The organism is Gemmobacter caeni, assembly GCF_003054195.1.
GTDB lineage: Bacteria > Pseudomonadota > Alphaproteobacteria > Rhodobacterales > Rhodobacteraceae > Gemmobacter > Gemmobacter caeni.
In genome coordinates, this window is the sequence record NZ_QBKP01000001.1 from 471,058 (window position 1) to 485,486 (window position 14,429).

At 65.8% G+C, this 14,429-nt stretch carries 11 protein-coding genes and 1 tRNA gene; 2 read left to right on the forward strand and 10 right to left on the reverse strand.

Translation table 11 applies throughout. From position 1 onward, the window contains the following. Nucleotides 1–164: 164 nt before the first annotated feature. Nucleotides 165–1,115: a DMT family transporter gene (locus C8N34_RS02225; RefSeq protein WP_108127256.1), complete on the forward strand. Its 951-nt coding sequence runs from the start codon at nucleotides 165–167 to the stop codon at nucleotides 1,113–1,115. 57 nt (nucleotides 1,116–1,172) lie between these two features. On the opposite strand, the gene tig is transcribed toward C8N34_RS02225, so the two are convergent. Together tig and C8N34_RS02235 are read right to left on the reverse strand one after the other, a co-directional pair. Further along, entirely contained in the window at nucleotides 1,173–2,507 is a 1,335-nt protein-coding gene (tig, locus tag C8N34_RS02230; RefSeq protein WP_054301093.1) for a trigger factor, read from the reverse strand. A 26-nt stretch (nucleotides 2,508–2,533) separates the two neighbouring features. Then, nucleotides 2,534–2,618 (reverse strand) — tRNA-Leu (locus C8N34_RS02235). 233 nt (nucleotides 2,619–2,851) lie between these two features. Here C8N34_RS02235 and C8N34_RS02240 point away from each other — a divergent pair. Then, on the forward strand, nucleotides 2,852–3,334 hold the full coding sequence (locus C8N34_RS02240; protein ID WP_054301092.1) for a Hint domain-containing protein: 483 nt from the start codon (nucleotides 2,852–2,854) through the stop codon (nucleotides 3,332–3,334). 67 nt (nucleotides 3,335–3,401) lie between these two features. Here the strand turns inward: C8N34_RS02240 and rpoD are convergent, their stop codons facing one another. The 8 genes from rpoD to C8N34_RS02280 all read right to left on the reverse strand — a co-directional run bounded on the left by rpoD (nucleotide 3,402) and on the right by C8N34_RS02280 (nucleotide 14,407). Further along, on the reverse strand, nucleotides 3,402–5,396 hold the full coding sequence (rpoD, locus tag C8N34_RS02245) for an RNA polymerase sigma factor RpoD (protein WP_054301091.1): 1,995 nt from the start codon (nucleotides 5,394–5,396) through the stop codon (nucleotides 3,402–3,404). Nucleotides 5,397–5,522: 126 nt separating this feature from the next. Beyond that, complete coding sequence (gene dnaG, locus C8N34_RS02250) at nucleotides 5,523–7,514, reverse strand: DNA primase (RefSeq protein ID WP_108127260.1); 1,992 nt, start codon at nucleotides 7,512–7,514, stop codon at nucleotides 5,523–5,525. A 51-nt stretch (nucleotides 7,515–7,565) separates the two neighbouring features. Continuing rightward, entirely contained in the window at nucleotides 7,566–8,708 is a 1,143-nt protein-coding gene (locus C8N34_RS02255; protein WP_108127262.1) for an amidohydrolase, read from the reverse strand. After that, the gene (locus C8N34_RS02260) at nucleotides 8,705–9,241 is read right to left on the reverse strand and encodes a sarcosine oxidase subunit gamma (protein WP_108127264.1); all 537 of its coding nucleotides are present in this window, start codon (nucleotides 9,239–9,241) and stop codon (nucleotides 8,705–8,707) included. The genes C8N34_RS02255 and C8N34_RS02260 overlap by 4 nt, the downstream gene beginning before the upstream one ends. Further along, nucleotides 9,234–12,167 carry a sarcosine oxidase subunit alpha family protein gene (locus C8N34_RS02265; protein ID WP_108127266.1) on the reverse strand — a complete coding sequence of 978 codons (2,934 nt, stop codon included), beginning with the start codon at nucleotides 12,165–12,167 and terminating at the stop codon, nucleotides 9,234–9,236. Before C8N34_RS02265 ends, C8N34_RS02260 begins: the two co-directional genes overlap by 8 nt. After that, complete coding sequence (locus C8N34_RS02270) at nucleotides 12,164–12,442, reverse strand: sarcosine oxidase subunit delta (protein ID WP_108127268.1); 279 nt, start codon at nucleotides 12,440–12,442, stop codon at nucleotides 12,164–12,166. Before C8N34_RS02270 ends, C8N34_RS02265 begins: the two co-directional genes overlap by 4 nt. Nucleotides 12,443–12,617: 175 nt before the next feature. Beyond that, entirely contained in the window at nucleotides 12,618–13,868 is a 1,251-nt protein-coding gene (locus C8N34_RS02275) for a sarcosine oxidase subunit beta family protein (protein WP_108127270.1), read from the reverse strand. 116 nt (nucleotides 13,869–13,984) lie between these two features. Continuing rightward, the gene (locus C8N34_RS02280) at nucleotides 13,985–14,407 is read right to left on the reverse strand and encodes a MerR family transcriptional regulator (protein WP_054301084.1); all 423 of its coding nucleotides are present in this window, start codon (nucleotides 14,405–14,407) and stop codon (nucleotides 13,985–13,987) included. Nucleotides 14,408–14,429: the final 22 nt, after the last annotated feature.

Consider the following 14,429-nt stretch of genomic DNA (forward strand, 5'->3'; position numbering starts at 1 on the left):
TACCTGGCACCCACCTGAGACCTCTGGCTCTCGGGAAAACACCGTCGCCCACGGTCGCTGCGGGCCCGCCACTTTACGACCCTTTCCCTGTCGCCACCGGGGCAGCAATCGCCGGGCATGGCCCTAGGCTTGCGGGCATTCCAACGCGCCCGAGGCTGTGCCCCATGTTCCGCATTCCCCGCCCCACCCTTCTGGGTATCCTCTGCCTGTGCAGCGGTATCGCGGTCTTTTCGGTGCAGGATCTGATCCTGAAGCTGCTGTCGGGCAGCTATCCCTTGCATCAGGCCATGGTGATCCGCAGCATGACCGCCATGCCGCTCTTGTTCCTGCTGGTGCTGCGCGACGGCGGTGTGGCGACGCTGGTGTCGCCGGGATGGTGGCGGATGGCGGCACGCGGCTGGCTGAACTTTGCCGCTTACACCGCCTATTACCTCGCGCTGGCGGCACTGCCCATCGCCTCGACCGTCACGCTGTTCTTCTCGGCCCCGCTGATGATCACGGCGCTGTCGGTGGTGATGCTGGGGGCGCGTGTCGGCCCGCTGAGGTGGAGCGCGGTGGCGCTTGGTTTCGGCGGCGTGGTGCTGATGCTGCGACCGGGCAGCGCGTTGTTCGACTGGGCCGCACTCTTGCCGGTGGTGGCGGGGCTCGCCTATGCGATGACGATGATCCTGACCCGTATTCAGGGCACGCGCTTCACCGCCCCCGCCATGGCCTTTCATGGCAATGTGGTCTTCCTGTTCTGCGCGCTGGCACTGTCGGCGGTGTTCGGATCGGGCGAGATGGCACAATCCGGCCATGCCAGCCTCGATTTCCTGACGCGGGGCTGGGTCATGCCACCGCTGCGCGATCTGGGGCTGATGGCGCTGTGTGGCGTCATTGCCGCCGCCGGGCTGACGCTGCTGACCCAGGCCTATCGCATCGCCCCCTCGTCGGTGCTGGCGCCGTTTGAATATACCGCGCTGATCTGGGGCGTGATCTATGGCTGGCTGGTCTGGGGTGACTGGCCGGATGCGATCGGCTGGCTGGGCGTCGCGGTGATCTGCGGCGCCGGGCTGATCGTGCTGTGGAGCGAGGCGCAGGACCAGCGCAGCGCCGCCGCCCCCACCGCCGCCTGAAACGTAAAAGGGCCGCATCCTGCGATGCGGCCCCCGTGATCCGGTCTGACGCCGGGATCAGATCTCGTCCAGCGCCTCAACGGCTTTCTGGAGATCTTCTTTCGACACTTCCTTGTCGCTGACCTTGGCACCGGCGACGATGAAATCGACAACCTTGTCCTCGAAGATCGGCGCGCGCAGCTGCTGTTGCATCTGGGCGTTCTTCTGCACGAATTCGAAGAAGGCGCGTTCCTGACCCGGGTATTGACGCGCGGCGTTCAGCACGGCTTGCGTCATCTCGGCGTCAGTCACCTGCACGTCGGCCTTGCGGCCCACTTCGGCCAGCAGCAGGCCCAGACGCACGCGGCGTTCGGCCAGCGACTTGTGCTCGTCAGTGGGTTCCACATTGCCGTGGTTGTGGTCATGCACATCCGGGTTTTCTTCGTGCCACAGCTGATGCGCGATCTGTGCGGCTTCGGCATCGACCAGCGCGCCCGGCAGGTCAAACTTCACCAGACCGTCCAGCTGATCCAGCAGCGAGCGCTTCAGCACGGCGCGGGCAGCGCCCTTGTATTCGGCTTCCAGACGCTCGGCGATCTGGCCTTTCAGCGCATCCAGCGACTCGGCGCCGAATTTCTTGGCAAGTTCGTCATCCAGATCGGCAGCTTTCGGCGCTTTCACCGCATGGACCTTGCACTTGAACAGGGCTTCCTTGCCCGCCAGGTGCTTGGCGCCATAGTTTTCCGGGAAAGTCACTTTGACTTCGACCTCGTCATCGACCTTGGTGCCGACCAGTTGGTCTTCGAAGCCCGGAATGAACGAACCCGAACCCAGAACCAGCGGATAGCCTTCGCCCTTGCCGCCCTCGAATGCCTCGCCATCAACGAAGCCCTCGAAGTCGATGGTCACCTGATCGCCGTCCTTGGCCTTGGAGCCTTTCTTGCGGTCATCGAAGGATTTGGCGGTATCGGCGAGGTTTTGCAGCGCCTCGTCAACGGCGGCATCCTCGGCCTTCACGACCAGACGCTCCAGCGTCACGGCCGAGGCGTCCAGTTCCGGGATCGGCGGCAGGGCTTCGTAGGTCATCTCGACCACGACATCCTGACCTTCCTTCCACTCTTCGCCGCCCACCATCTTCACTTCGGGCTGAAGCGCCGGACGGTCGCCCGAGGCTTCGAAATGCGACTGCATCGCGCCGTCGATGGCGTCCTGCATGGCCTCGCCCAGCAGGCGCGGGCCGAACTGCTTGCGCAGCATGGCCAGCGGCACCTTGCCCTTGCGGAAGCCCTTCATCTCGATCTCGGGCTGCGCCTCGACCAGTTTCTCCTGGACTTTGGCGTCCAGCTCGGCTGCGGTCACCGTGATGGTGTAGCCGCGCTTCAGACCTTCGTTCAGGGTCTCGGTGACCTGCATGAGTGTTCCGTCCTTGTTCACGTCTCTGGTGCGGGTGGAGGGACTTGAACCCCCACGCCTTGCGGCGCCGGAACCTAAATCCGGTGCGTCTGCCAATTCCGCCACACCCGCTTTCCCAAAACGCGGACGGCCCCCTGCGAGGCCGCCCGCGCCCTGAAATTCCGCGTCCTTCTAACAAAGGCCCGCAGCGGATGCGAGGGAAAAATCGCGCGCGTCCGGCTGCGGCAAATGGGGCACGTCCGGCAGGATCGGCGGCCCCTGGCGCGGAAAAGCCTCGCGCCGGGCGCATTCCTGCCATAATCTGCCTTGAAAAGAGCAGAACATACAAAAAACAGGTGTCACCCATGTCCATCGTGACCGAGGGGCGTGTCGCGCAAGCGGCCGCCGAGACCGATTTTGCTGTGGCCGATTGCGGGATTGCCGCCGGAACCCCGGTGCTGACGCTGGCCGGAGCCGTCGCGGTCGAGGATCTGACGCCGGGAACCCGGATCATTACCCGCGATGGCGCGCGTCAACTGACCGGACTGCGCCAGGTTGCACCGTCGCGCATGGTGCGGGTTTCGGCTTCGGCCATCGGAGTCGAACAGCCGGAAGAGGATATGGTGATCGGCGCCGCGACGCCCATCCTGATCCGCGACTGGCGCGCCAAGGCCCTGAAAGGCTGCGATCAGGCGATCATCCGCGCCGACCGGCTGATCGACGGTGAATATATCCGGCACGAAACCGCCACCTCCCCCACGCTGTATGCGCTGGAATTCGACGCACCTGCGGTGATTTATGCGGGGGGTCTGGAACTGGCACTGGCACCCGCGCGGCAACCGGCCTGACCATCACCTGCCCGGAAACGCAAAAGGCGCCCCTCAGGGCGCCTTTCTTATTTTCGGGTCTGATCGCTCACTGATCAAGGAAACTGCGCAGTTTGCGCGAGCGCGACGGGTGCTTGAGCTTGCGCAGTGCCTTCGCCTCGATCTGGCGGATACGTTCGCGGGTCACGCTGAACTGCTGGCCCACTTCCTCCAGCGTGTGATCGGTGTTCATGCCGATGCCAAAGCGCATCCGCAGCACACGCTCCTCGCGCGGGGTGAGGCTGGCCAGAACGCGCGTCGTCGTCTCCTTCAGGTTCTCCTGAATCGCCGAATCAAGCGGCAGGATCGCGTTCTTGTCCTCGATGAAATCGCCCAGCTGGCTGTCCTCCTCGTCGCCGATCGGCGTTTCGAGGCTGATCGGCTCCTTGGCGATTTTCATCACCTTGCGGACCTTTTCGAGCGGCATTTGCAGCTTCTCGGCCAGTTCCTCGGGCGTCGGTTCGCGGCCGATCTCGTGCAGCATCTGACGGCCGGTACGCACCAGCTTGTTGATCGTCTCGATCATGTGCACCGGAATACGGATGGTGCGCGCCTGATCGGCGATGGACCGGGTGATAGCCTGACGGATCCACCAGGTCGCATAGGTCGAGAACTTGTAGCCGCGGCGGTATTCGAACTTGTCCACCGCCTTCATCAGACCGATGTTACCTTCCTGGATCAGGTCAAGGAATTGCAGGCCGCGGTTGGTGTATTTCTTGGCAATCGAGATCACGAGCCGAAGGTTGGCTTCCACCATTTCCTTCTTGGCCTGACGGGCCTCTTTCTCGCCCTTCTGCACCTGCTGAACGATGCGGCGGAATTCGCTGATGTCCACGCCAACATACTGGCCGACCTGCGCCATCTCGCTGCGCAGATCCTCCAGCTTGTCACGGCTTTTCTCGATCAGAGTCTGCCAGCCGCGGCCCGCCTTGGCCGCCATGCGGTCGATCCAGGTCGGGTCCAGCTCGTAGCCCTGATATTCGTCGATGAACTCGCGCCGGTTGATGCGCGCGGCATCGGCCAGCTTCACCATGCCCGAGTTGATCGACATGATCTTGCGGTTGATGCCGTAAAGCTGGTCGATCAGCGCCTCGATCCGGTTGTTGTGCAGGTGAAGCTCGTTCACCAGCTGCACCACTTCCGACCGCAGTTTCTGATAGGTCGCTTCCTCGTTCACGCTGAACCTGGCGCCACTGCTGGTCATCGCGGCATGCATCCGCTTGTCCTGCATTTCGGACAGTGTCTCGTAATCCAGCGCGATGCGTTCCAGCATCTCCAGCACGCGGGGGCGCAGCGCGTTTTCCATCGCGGCCAGCGACATGTTCGACGAATCGTCATCTTCATCGTCATCATCGGCACGCGAAATCGGGTTGCCGTCAGCATCAAGCTCGGGTTCCGAACTGGCGGGGCGGCGCGGGGTTGCCGGGGAGGCCCCGGACATGTCCACCTCATCGAGCCCGCCCATTTCGTCATCGCCGTCCAGATTGCGGCCGAAGGTGGCCTCAAGGTCGATGACATCGCGCAGCAGGATGTCTTCGTTCAGAAGCTCCTCGCGCCAGATGGTGATGGCCTGAAAGGTCAGCGGGCTTTCACACAGCCCGGCGATCATGGTGTTGCGGCCAGCCTCGATGCGCTTCGCAATGGCGATCTCACCCTCGCGGCTGAGCAGTTCGACGCTGCCCATCTCGCGCAGGTACATGCGCACCGGATCGTCGGTGCGATCCAGCGTTTCGGCCGGCCCACCGGCCAGCGCCACCTCGCGCGAGGTCGATCCGGTCTCGACCAGCTCGCTGCCGGTTTCGCCTTCCTCGGCCTCGTCATTCTCGACGACGTTGATGCCCATTTCGGACAGCATCGCCATGACATCCTCGATCTGCTCGGACGAGGCCTGTTCGGGCGGCAGCACCGCATTGAGCTGATCGTAGGTGATATAGCCGCGCTCGCGGGCGTCGGCGATCATCCGTTTGACCGCCGCCTGGCTCATGTCGAGGGAAACCTCGGTCTCCTGATCCTCGGGCTTGGCGTCGTCGGTGTCTTTGACCATGAGTTCTCCTCGGGTCCGAATCGGTCTCGTCTCGTTACGAATCAATAGCGCGAATCACGCCGGGGGAAAGGGGGCAGCGTTCGCTTCCCCCCGTTCCCATGCAACAGGGCGGCGATTCCGCCCGTTTCAGGGGCGTGACTTGCCCCCTTTGGTAAAGTCGATGCTGGCCCAAATCTTCTTGGCATGGTCCAGTTCCTCCCTGTCCATTTCCACCCCGTTCGGCGCCACCACGCCTTCGGCCCGGGCGGCCTCGGGGCCACGGTCGGCGTCAGCACGCGCGCGTGCCGCCTGCCCCAGCCGCCAGGTCAGCCCCTCATCCGCCAGCGCCTCGATATCCTCGGCCGCCTCGCGCATTTCCTGCGCATGGCCCCAATAGGCCTCCAGCTTGGCAAATTCCATCTCCAGGCATTTCGCGGCGCAATCCGTATCGTCGAGGCGACGGATATGCGGCTGGATACGGATCTGGGGATGCGCCAGCAGGGTTTCAAGATCATCCCCCGCAGCGCGACGCACCCGTTCGGCCCGGCTGTCAGGATCAGCGTCATGGGCATGGGTCAGCACAACCTGCCGCAGGTTTTCATGCCGCGAGTCATGCAGGTGCATCCGTTCAATCCGCGATTCATGCGGGTCGATCAGATGCGGATGCAGGCACAACGTCGTCAAAACCACCGACACGCGCAGATCGACGACCGCTGCCTCGCTATCGGCAGACCCCAGAAGCGAGGCGCGGGTCTGGGGCACCGGCTCCACCGGCTGAAGCCGCGCATTCCGCGCGAAACCGCCCCGTGCCACGCCGCCGACTGGCCGGCCGTCCGGCCGGGAGGGTCGGCGGCCCTGACGGAACAGCTGCCAGCGCAACTCCTTGATATCCTCGCCGTAATGGCTGCGGATGGAGGGGTCCCTGATCTTCATCAGCGCGGCGCGCAGCGATTTGTCCAGCGCGGCCTTGCGTTCGGGGCTGTCGAAAACGCGGCCCTCGGTCTCGCGCTTCCACAGAAGGTTCACCATCGGCTGCGCCTGATCCAGCACCTCTTGCAGCGCCGGCGCCCCTTTGGCCTTCAGCAGGTCATCCGGGTCCATCCCCTGAGGCAGCACGGCAAACCGCAGGCCCTGCCCCGCCTCCAGCAGCGGCAGCGCAAGGTCGATCACCCGCATTGCTGCACGCTGGCCTGCGGTGTCACCGTCCAGCGTGATCACCGGCTCTGGCGCGATGCGCCACATCAGGCGCAACTGGTCTTCGGTGATGGCAGTGCCCAAGGGTGCCACGGCAGCGGGAAAACCCGCCTCCACCATGGCGATGACATCCATATAGCCCTCGGCCACCACTAGCGCGGCACCCTTGCCCGCAGCTTCACGCGCGGGGCCGTGGTTAAAGAGGTTGCGCCCCTTGTCGAACAGCTCCGTCTCGGGGCCGTTCAGGTATTTCGCCCGCGCATTGGGATCGAGCGACCGCCCGCCCAGAGAAATCGCCCGCCCGCGCGCATCGCGGATCGGAAAGATCACGCGGCCCCGGAAACGGTCGTAAAGGCTGCCATCATCGCCCTTGGCGATCAGGCCCGAGGCCACCATCAGATCCGGCGGCACTCCCTTCGCCTTCAGCGCGTCCAGCAGTGCATGGCGGTTGTCGGGCGCCCAGCCGATTTCCCACCGCTCCTGCGCCTGCGGGCTGAGCCTGCGCTTGCCGCCGATATAGTCGCGCGCCATCTGCCCGGCGCCGGTGCGCAGTTGCAGCCGGAAGAAGCGCACCGCCTCTTCCATCACCTCGGCAAGCTGGCTGCGGCGGTCAGCCTTCTGCGCCGCCTGCGGATCGCGGGCAGGCATCGGCATCCCGGCCTCGCGCGCAAGAATCTCCACCGCCTCCATGAAGCCCACGTTTTCGCTTTCCTTCACGAAGGTCAGCGCATCGCCCTTCGCGTGGCAACCGAAGCAGTAGTAGAACCCCTTGCGGTCATCGACGTGGAAGCTTGCGGATTTTTCCTGATGGAACGGGCAAGGCGCCCAGAAATCGCCCTTCGCCTGGTTCGACTTGCGCATATCCCATGTCACCTTCCGGCCGATGACGGCGGAAAGCGAGACGCGGTTGCGCAGCTCGTCAAGGAATCCGGGCGGCAGGGACATGAGTTCTATATCGGCCCTCGCGGCGGCACTGTCCAGTGCCGGGGTTCGACGTCAGCCGCAGAGATCGCGGATCACGCGCAGGAAGGCCGTGACACCGGGGGCGATAAGGCTGTCGGGAAAATCGTAGTCCGGCGCGTGCAGGGGCGGATGGGTTTCACCGGAACCGAGGAAGGCCATTGCACCACCGAGACGCGCAGCGGAGGACAGGCGGCCAAAATCCTCGGACGCGCGCATCGGGCCGAAGCCATTGGCCAACGGGATGCCCGACGCCGTGATGGCGGCGCGGAAGCGCGTGACAGCCTCGGACGCATTGGTGGAAGCCGCGAAATCATCGTGCCAGTCATGGGTCAGTGTCAGCCCGCCCGCACGCGCCTCGGCCCCCGCCAGATGCAGCGCGGCCTCTTTCAGCGCCTGCATGCCGTCGTCGGTCAGCGTTCGCAGCGTCGCCCAGATTTCGGCCCGGCCCGGTGTGATGCCGAAGGCCGGTTCGCCCATCGTGGCATGGGTCACCGTCACCAGCCGGAAGTCGGGGGTCAGCGCGCCGCCCTGCCCCAGCGCGGCAAGGCCGGGGATCAGCCGCGACAGTGCCAGCGCCGGGCTGACGGCCTTGTCCGGCTCCGCCGCATGCGAGGTGCGGCCGTTCAGCACCAGCCGCAGCCCGACCGAGGCGCAATTGGCAGGCCCCGGTTCAACCACGAAGGCGCCCAGCGGCAGGCCCGGCAGGTTATGCAGCGCAAAGGCCCAGTCCGGCGCAATCTCGGCAAAGCGCGGATCGGCGAGCACAGCGGCAGCGCCCGAGCCGTCTTCCTCGGCGGGCTGGAACAGCAGCACGACCCGGCCCCGCGCCGGGCGGTCACGGCCCAGCGCAAGCGCCAGCCCCGCGACGATGGCCATATGGCCGTCATGGCCGCACAGATGCCCCTTGCCCGGAATGCCAGACGCCCAGTCGGGGCGCCCCGTCTCCTCGATCGGCAGGGCATCGAGTTCACACCGGATCAACACGGTCGGCCCGTCTGCGGCCCCCTGAAATTCCAGCGCGACACCATGACCACCCAAACCCGTCAGCACCCGGTCAGGCGCGCTGTCCGCCGTGAAGGCCAGCACGGCACGGGCGGTTTCCGCCTCGTGCCGCGACACTTCGGGCGCGCGGTGCAGCGCGTGGCGAAAGGCCGTCAGCGCGGCAAGGTCGCTCATGCCCCCGCCCGCGCCGCCAGATGCTGCATCGCATGTTCAAGCTCGGTCCAGGCACTGCGCGCCATCGACCGGAACACAAGGATCTCGAACCCGCCCTCGACGCGCATCAGGACCGAGGACATATGTCCCAGCGCCGCCCGTGCTGCACGGCCCGGCGGGAAGGCCGCCGCGCGCAGGTCCAGCGGGTAAAGCCGCGCCAGAACATCTGCCGCAGCCGCCCCTTCCAGCCGCAGGCAGGCCCAGCCATCCGACTGATCGGTCAGCGCCGCGCCCTCGCAGGCCAGCGTTCCGTTCAGCAGGAACGCCTGATCCCGCCCCGTCCAGACCAGCCGCAGCGCGCCGTTCTCGGAGAACAGCCCCGGCGCGGGGAAAGCCACACCCAGCGGCTTCAGCGTCTTGTCCACCGCCTTCTGCCCGCCAGGCAGAACGGCGACAGATGTGATGCCCTCGAGCACGACCTCGGACAAGGCCACCCCGCCATGGGTGACCGGCCACAACCCCGCCAGCGGGGATTTCGTAATCAGCCTAGGCACGGAGCTTCACCCCTTCCCTGTCATGGAATACCGGATCGCAGACCTCGCACAGCACATCCAGCCCGCGCAGATGATCGACCAGCCGCACCGTCTCGCCCAGCCGGGCGGGGCCGTTCTTCAGGAAGGCGAGCGCCAGCCACGACCCCAGCGTCGGCGACCAGCAGACCGAGGTGACATAGCCCTGATCGCGGGCACGTTCGACCGTATCGCCTGGCACGAACAGATGCGCCCCGGCGGCCAGCGTATCCTGCGGCTGGCGCGGGCGCAGGCCGACCAGCTGTTCGCGCTCTGGCCCGGTCAGCCCCGGACGCTGACTTGCAGCCTTGCCGATGCAATCCTTCTTCGCGCTGACCATGCGGCCCATACCGATGTCAAAGGCGGTGGTCCGGCCGTGGATCTCGGCATGGGTGATGAAGCCCTTCTCGATCCGCAACACGTTCAGCGCCTCCATCCCATAGGCGCCGCCGCCCATGGTTTCCGCCCGCGCCAGCAGGTCGCGGAACAAAGCCTCGCCATAGCGGGCGGGCACCGCGATCTCATACCCTTCCTCGCCCGAGAACGAGATACGGAACAGCCGCCCCGCCACCCCATGCACCGAGACCGGCGCACAACCCATGAAGGGCAGATCCACGGCTTCATCCAGAACCGAGGCCAGAAGCGCCCGCGCCTTTGGCCCGGCGACGGCGAATTGCGCCCAGGTCTCGGTGACCGAGATGAAGCGCAGATCCCAGTCGGCGCAGAAGGCCTGATGCACGAAATCCAGGTGCCGCATCACCAGCCCGGCAGCGGCGGTGGTCGTGGTCATCAGATAATGGTTCTCGTCCAGCCGCGCGGTGGTGCCGTCGTCCAGCACCATACCATCCTCGCGCAACATCAGCCCATAGCGCACCCGCCCGACCGGCAGGGTCGAGAAGGTGTTGCAATAGACCAGATCAAGGAAGCGCGCCGCATCCTTGCCCTGAATGTCGATCTTGCCGAGGGTGGAGACATCGGCCACCCCCACGGCCTCGCGCACCATGCGGACCTCGCGGTCACAGGCCTCGCGCCAGGTGGTTTCGCCCGGCCGGGGGAAATAGCTCGGTCGATACCACAGCCCCGCCTCGATCATCGGCGCGCCGCGCTCGACACTGGCCTGATGCGAGGTCAGGAAGCGCTGCGGCGCAAAGCCCGCGCCGCGCCCGCCCGCGCCCATGGCCGCAATGGAAACAGGGCTGAACGGCGGGCGGAAAGTGGTGGTGCCGGTTTCGGGAATGCCGCGCCCGGTGGCATCGGCCAGCAGCGCCAGCGCCGCCACGTTGGAGCTTTTGCCCTGATCCGGCGCCATGCCCTGTGTGGTATAGCGCTTCATATGCTCGACCGAGGCAAAGTTTTCCTGCGCCGCCAGCTTCACATCCTTGGTCGTCACGTCATTGGCGAAATCGAGCCAGGCCCGCGCCCAGCGCCCGCCAGAGGTCGGCACCGACCAGATCGGCTCGATGGTATAAGGCGCGTCCTCGGCCACCGGCAGGGCGGCACCGGGGGCCTTCAGGCCCAGCGCCTCCAGAGCCTCGCGCGCGGCGCGCTGACCCGAGGCCAGACCGGCGGCGGTGGACATGATGCCCGTCGCAGCCCCCACCGGCGCCAGCCCCGGCACCGCACCCGGTGCAGGCACGAAGGCCGCCAGCGCCTCGTTCCAGATCGGGCGACCGTTCAGGTGACAGGTCAGATGCAGCGTCGGGTTCCAGCCGCCAGAGACGGCCAGACAATCCGTCTCGATCATCGCCTCGCCACCGCCATGGCGAATGGTGATCTGGCGCAAGCCCTTGCGGCCGCGCGTGCCGGTGACCACGGCGCCGGTATAGACCGGGCAATCCTCCACCGCGCTTGCATGCGGTCGCGGGTCGATGATCGCCGCCACCTGCACCCCCGCCGCCATCAGGTCGCGCGCGGTGCGGCGCGCGTCATCGGTATTGCCGAACACCGTGACCCGCCGCCCCGGTGCCACACCGTAACGATTAAGGTAGCTGCGCACCGCCGAGGCCAGCATGATGCCGGGCCGGTCATTGTTTTCAAACGCAATAGGCCGCTCCAGCGCCCCGGCGGCAAGGATCGCCCGCTTCGCCACGATGCGCCAGAAACATTCGCGCGGCAGATGCGGCCGGGCGGGCAGATGCAGACCCACCCGCTCCAGCGCGCCATAGGTGCCATGGTCATAGGCGCCGGTCACCGTGGTGCGCGACATCAGCCGGACATTCGGCAGCGCCCGAAGCTCGGCCAGAACCGTGTCAGCCCAGGTCACACCAGGCTGACCATCCAGCACCAGCGTTTCCGACAGCAGCCGCCCGCCCATCCGGGCGTCCTCGTCGGCAAGGATCACATCGGCTCCTGCCCGCCCGGCCTCCAGCGCCGCCATCAGCCCGGCAGGCCCGGCCCCGATGACCAGCAGATCGCAGAAGGCAAAGGCCTTTTCGTATTCCGCCTCGTCATGGCGGCCTGACAGCCGCCCCAGCCCGGCAGCGCGGCGGATCAGCGGCTCGTAAAGCCCTTCCCAGAACCGGCGCGGCCACATGAAGGTTTTGTAGTAGAATCCGGCGCCAAAGAAGGGTGCGGCAAGATCATTCACCGCCAGCAGATCGAACTGCGCCGAGGGGAATCGGTTCTGGCTGCGCGCCTCCAGCCCCGGAAAGATCTCCTGCACGGTGGCACGGACATTGGGCGTCTGCTGCCCGGCCTCCAGCACCTCGACCAGGGCATTGGGTTCTTCCGGCCCGGCAGTCAGCACGCCGCGCGGGCGGTGATACTTGAAGCTGCGCCCGACCACCCGCACATCATTGGCCAACAGCGCCGAAGCCAGCGTATCCCCCGCGAAGCCCACATAATCGCGGCCGTCGAAGCGAAAGCTGATCTGGCTGGTGGGATCGACCAGCCCCCTGCCCGCGATCCTCATTTGCGCCCCCTCTTCTGAGCGACTGGCGCCACCAGATCGACAGCAAGCACCGCATGAGTCACGGTATTGCGCATCACCGCCAGCCACTGCCCGCAGCCCGCCTCGTGATACCAGAGGTCACGCGTCTCGCCTGCCGGGTTGTCGCGGTTGTGCAGGTAATCATCCCATGCGGCGGCAGGCGCCCCTTCCGCCGGGCGGCGCAGATAATCGTCGGCGCCGTAGTAATAGAACTCGCGGCGGTCCCTTTCGCCGCACAGCGGACAGGTCAGGCGCATGGCCGGGGCTCCTTTGGGTTCGATGCGGAAGAAAGGGGCGCTGCCCCTCGGCCTGCGGCCTCACCCCGGGATATTTGAACCAAGGCGAAAAGCCGTTTCATCTTGGCAAAAATATCCCTGCCGGAGGCATCCGACGGCCCAACCAGGTGCGGAGATCTGAGTGACAGAGCCATGGTCAATGCAGGTTGTGCTGGCTGCCGGTGCCTTCCTCGTCGAGAAGATGGCCGGTGGCAAAACGGTTGAGCGTGAAACGGCGGGCAACTTCGTGCGGCTGGCCGGTGGCCATCAGATGCGCCATGCACCAGCCCGAGGCCGGCACCGCCTTGAAGCCGCCGTAATTCCAGCCGCAGTCGATATAAAGCCCGTCAACCGGCGTGCGGTCGATGACGGGCGAGCCGTCAGGCGACATGTCCATGATGCCCCCCCAGCTACGGAGCACCTTTGCCCGGCCGATCATCGGCATCAGCGTCATGCCCGCTTCCATCACATGTTCGACCATCGGCAGGTTGCCGCGTGCGGCATAGGAGGCGTAGAAATCCAGATCGCCGCCAAAGACGAGGCCCCCTTTGTCGGACTGGCTGATATAGAAATGCCCCATGCCGAAGCTGATCACATGGTCAATCACCGGCTTCAGCCCCTCGGTCACGAAGGCTTGCAGGATGTGGCTTTCGATGGGCAGGCGCAGCCCTGCCATCGCCGCGACCTGGCTGGACCGGCCCGCGACGACAATACCCACCTTCTTCGCCCGGATCGCGCCGCGCGTGGTCTGCACGCCGGTCACGCGGCCGTTTTCCACGTCGATGCCCGTGACCTCGCAATTCTGGATCAGATCGACGCCGCGCTGGTCGGCGCCGCGGGCATAGCCCCAGGCCACCGCATCATGCCGCGCCGTGCCGCCGCGACGGTGCAGCAACCCGCCGTAGATCGGGAAGCGGGTCTGTTCGAAATCCAGATAGGGCAGCAGCGCGCGCACGCCGTCCCGGTCAAGGAGTTCCGCATCGTCGCCCTGATTGACCATCGCATTGCCGCGCCGGGCAAAGGCATCCCGCTGACCATCGGAGTGGAACAGGTTGATCAGCCCGCGCTGCGAATGCATGACGTTGTAGTTGAGGTCAGCCTCCAGCCCTTCCCACAGCTTCAGGGAATGGCTGTAGAATTCGGAATTGCCGGGGAGGAAATAGTTGGCGCGCACGATGGTGGTGTTGCGCCCGATGTTGCCGCCGCCGAGGTAGCCCTTTTCCAGCACAGCGATATTGGTCAGGCCGTGGTTCTTCGCGAGGTAATAGGCCGTCGACAGCCCGTGCCCGCCGCCGCCGATGATGATGGCATCGTATTCGGCCTTCGGCGCCGGGTCGCGCCATGCGGGTCTCCAGCCCTTGTTGCCGAAAAGCCCCTCGGTAAAGACCTTGAAGCCGGAATAGCGCATTCTGACCGTCCTTCCCTGCCCGATAGCGGGCCTCGGCCCATCTGAGCCAGGCTTTGGCTGAATATCAACCCCCGGAGCAAAAAGCCTTATCCGTGAGCGACAGGATCATGTCGCCTTCAGCTTTCATGCGGGCCTGCACACAGGGAATGATCGCCCAGGCTTTCCAGAACGTGACAATCCGCCGTACTGCCCGCCCCGCAATCGGCCATGCGCTGCAATTCTGCCCGCAGGGCAGACAGGCTGCGGATGCGCGCCTCAACCTCGGCCAGTTGCTGACGCGCGATGGCATCCGCAGCGGCGCAGGGCGCTTCGGGATGCCCCGCGAGGCGCAACAGGTCGGCGATGGCAGGCAGGCCGAAGCCCAGTTCGCGCGCATGGCGGATAAAGCGCAGCCGCGCCACCGCCGCCGGGTCGTAGAGCCTGCGATTCCCGGCACTGCGCGGCGGTGCGGGCAAAAGGCCCCGATCTTCGTAGAACCGGATGGTGTTGATCTTGATGCCACTTTCGCGGGCCACATCGCCGATGGTCAGGTCAGACATATCGCTTGCTCCTCCAGTGACT